Origin of the sequence: Bacillus sp. JJ1127, from assembly GCF_036965845.1 — a bacterium.
Taxonomy (GTDB): Bacteria; Bacillota; Bacilli; order Bacillales; family Bacillaceae_G; genus Bacillus_A.
This window is the reverse complement of sequence record NZ_JBALQK010000245.1, coordinates 1-2635: the sequence shown is the minus strand read 5'-3', so window position 1 is coordinate 2635 and position 2635 is coordinate 1. Positions and strand designations below refer to the sequence as shown.

Sequence of the window (2635 nt, the reverse complement as noted above, 5' to 3'; positions counted from 1 at the left end):
CTGGTTTTGGATCCGGTTTCGGATCTACAACTGTTCCGTCCTTGATTTTTGTATTCGTGATATCATAACCGTTTACTTCGGATTGGTATCCTGCTACTGGTTGTTCTTTCACTTCATACTTGTACGCAGCGCCACTCGCATCAGATGCCGCTAAATCTTTGAATTCATATTTCCAACCATTTGTTGCTGTTACGTCTTGTGTATTAATAACTTGACCATTTTGCAGTAAGTCTACTCTAATCGTTTTCGGACGATCTGTCGCATTGTCGTCTTTCCACGTTTTTGTTCCTTCTACTGTTGTTTTCGCTTCTTTTGTATTCGTGATGTTGTAGCCATTTACTTCCGATTTGTATCCTGCTACTGGCTGTTCTTTCACTTCATACTTATACGCAGCGCCATTCGCATCATATGCCGCTAAATCTTTGAATTCATATTTCCAACCATTTGTTGCTGTTACGTCTTGTGTGTTGATTACTTGACCATTTTGCAGTAAATCTACTTTGATTGTTTTCGGACGATCTGTCGCATTGTCGTCTTTCCACGTTTTTGTTCCTTCTACTGTTGTTTGACCTACTTTTGTATTTGTGATGTCATAACCGCTTACGCTAGATTGATACCCTGCTACTGGACGTTCCTTCACTTCATACTGATAGGCTACTCCATTCGCATCATATGTTTCTAAATCTGCGAATATATATTTCCAACCCATTACTGCTAATACGTCTTGTGTTTGGATTACATTTCCATTTTGTAGTAAGTCTACTTTGATCATTACTGGACGGTCTGTCGCATTTCCGTCTTTCCACGTCTTCGTTCCTTCTACTGTTAATTTCGCTACTTTTGTGTTCGTAATGTTGTAGCCATTTACTTCCGATTTGTATCCTGCTACCGGTTTTTCTTTTACTGTATACGTATAGGCAACACCATTTGCATCATATTGTGCTAAATCTGCAAATGTATAGTTCCAACCACTTGCCTCTGTTACGTCTTGTGTGTTGATCACTTGTCCATTTTGTAATAAGTCTACTTGAATCTTGTCCGGACGATCTGTCGCATTGTCGTCTTTCCATGTTTTTGTTCCTGTAACGGATGTGGTTTTCACTTCTTTTGTATTTGTAATGTTGTAGCCATTTACTTCCGATTTGTATCCTGCTACCGGTTTTTCTTTTACTGTATACGTATAGGCATTACCGTCATTATCATATGCAGGTACATTTGCAAACGTATAGTTCCAACCATTTTCCGCTGTTACTTCTTTCGTATCAATCTTTTGACCATTTCGGAGTAAGTCTACTTGAATCGTTTTCGGGCGATCTATCGCATTGTTATCATTCCATGTTTTTGTTCCTGAAACGGATGTGGTTTTTACCTTATTCGGAATCATCAGCTTTACACCCTTTTCAGCATTTCCATCAACTGTAAAGCTTATTTTTGTTTGAGGGTCAAAATCCACATAAACTGGAGCTTTAATCTCTTGCACATAGTAATTTCCTGGATCTAAATTAGGAATTTCAGTAATACCTTGTGCACCTGTTGTATATGTATCTCCGATTTGCTCACCCGATTCCTTATACAACTTAAACGTAACATTTGGGATGAATTTTTCTGGATTTCCTTCAATGTGCTTAACAATTCTTAACGTTCCTTTAGGCGGCAAATCACCTTGCGCACCGCCACCCATGCTTATATTCTTAACCCATGTACTATTTTCATTCGATACTGGAGCTTCGTTAACAATTTGGTAATTAATCTTATAATTATTAAAAAAAGATTCTTGAGTCTTTCCGCTTTCAGTTATAGCAGTTGTATAGCCAACCGTAAAAGAATTACCGCTTGCTTTATCCTTATCAATCAAGACATCAAATGAATTATCACCAGTAAAAGTAATCGTTCCATAACCTTGATCTTGAAATTGTTGAAGTGTTAAATTTAAAGACGTAGTTCCATTATTAATTGCTATATAAAAACTATTCTTATTAAGTGTTTGACCGGGCTGCACACTATCAGACAAAACAATATCAGTATTTAACTGCTGTTTTTTATTGTTTATAGCCAAGAACCAACGTACTTCATCGGTGTTGCTTGGCTGAATATCGCCTGATTTGTAGAAAAACAATGTAGGTTCTGTACTACCAGTTGGGCCGCTAATCGTTACCGCTTGCTTTGCTAAATCTGTACCTAGATTTGTTTCGATTGTTTTTGTTTCTCCCGTCGGTACATTCATTCCTGAAACTGTAAAATTAAAATGTCCTCTAATATTTTGAAGTTTCTCAACCACGTCAGTAAATGTACATACGACATTCGTTGTCGTGATTTGACAAGTACCAAAATCAGTCCCTTCGTCATTTTTTAATGGAATCGTTCCACTAAATCCTACTAATTCCGGAGGTAACGTTAATGTTAGTGTATCTCCAGCCTTCATTTTATTTCCGGATTTATCACTAAAATTTACATTTATTTTAGTCTGCTCTCCGTATTGTAGTTTTGTTTTCTCAATTGTAAAACTATCCACAAATCCTGTTGTATTTAATTCTTGTGCCTTTGCTATTATAGGTAGCAAACTCTGGCCTATCGTAAACATAAAAATCATTATAATTGAAAAAATCGAAAATACTCTTTTTGAATGTATATTCAT

The 2635-nt window shown here is 36.7% G+C and carries 1 protein-coding gene; it reads right to left on the bottom strand.

All coding sequences use genetic code 11. From position 1 onward, the window contains the following. The coding region (locus V7183_RS21250; RefSeq protein ID WP_335360747.1) for a Cna B-type domain-containing protein at nt 1-2635 on the bottom strand (2635 nt) is incomplete at its 3' end.